The sequence below is a fragment of the Arthrobacter sp. Y3225116 genome (assembly GCF_059091245.1).
Window position 1 is genome coordinate 1 of record NZ_JBNHGL010000456.1, and the last position, 1,115, is coordinate 1,115.

1 protein-coding gene is annotated in these 1,115 nt (G+C 71.1%); it reads right to left on the reverse strand.

Annotated elements, in window-relative coordinates; genetic code table 11:
- Window positions 1-65 precede the first annotated feature (65 nt).
- The coding region (locus AC5RV2_RS18260; protein ID WP_494093502.1) for a Gfo/Idh/MocA family protein at window positions 66-1,115 on the reverse strand (1,050 nt) is incomplete at its 5' end.

A 1,115-nucleotide genomic window follows, 5' to 3' on the forward strand; every position in this document is an offset into this window, starting at 1 on the left:
CACCGGCCGCCGTCGTGCTGTCCGGGTCGGTCCGCTGCTGCCGCGTCGGCGCCCTGCTCTGCGGCTCAGTCCGTCACCGGCACCGCACGGTCATTGGCATAGCTGACCCCCAGCTGGGCGCGGACCCCGTCGAAGAGCCGCATGGTGTCCACGGTGTCCGCCCAGGGCATGGTGGGGCTCTGCTGCAGGCCGGACTGGACGCAGCGGGTGACTTCGCGCAGTTCGAAAACGTAGCCGCGGCCGACGCTCGGGAAGGTTTCCACCCGCGGCTGGCCCAGATGCGGTTGGACCGCCAGCTCGGTGGGGTTGTGCAGCGGCGCGTTGCTGCGGAGCCAGCCGCCGGTGCAGGCGACGGTGGCCGTGCGCGGCGAGGCGGCCTGCAACGAACACGCCAGCTGCGCCTGGGCGCCCGAACCGTAGCTGAGCGTCATGGCGTTCTGGGCGTCGACGCCGTCGTCGTTGACCTGCCCGGAGGCGGCCACCGTCTGCGGGAAGCCCAGGGTCCCCAGCGCCCAGGTCAGTGGATAGACCGCCAGGTCCAGCAGCGCTCCGCCGCCGGCTGCCGGATTCCACAGCCGGGCAGCCGGGTCGTAGACCGCCGGGAATCCGAGGTCGGCCTGCACCCAGCGGACCTCGCCGAGTTCGCCGGAGGCGAGGATGTCCCAGACGCGGTTGATGATCGGCAAGAAGCGCGTCCAGACCGCCTCCATCAGGAACAGTCCCCGCGCGGCCGCCAGTTCCGTCAGCTCCAGGGCTTCCCGGGCGTTGATGGTCAGGGACTTTTCGCACAGCACATGCTTGCCGGCTTGCAGCGCCCGTCCCGCGATCTCGAAATGCTGGCCGTGCGGAGTGGCCACGTAGACCATGTCCACCTCCGGGTCGGCGAAAAGCTGGTCGTAGCCCTTGCCGGCATCGCCGTCGAAATAGGCGGTGGCGAAGCCGAAACGCCGTTGGAAGGCCACCGCGTTGGCCTGGTGGCGGGAACTGACCGCCTGCAGCACGGCATCTTCCAGCCGGGCGATGTCCTCGGTCACCCGGGTGGCGATGGCCCCGGTGGCGACCACGCCCCAGCGCAGTTTCCGGCCGGTGGCTGCGCGCGGATCCGGCGCGCCGGG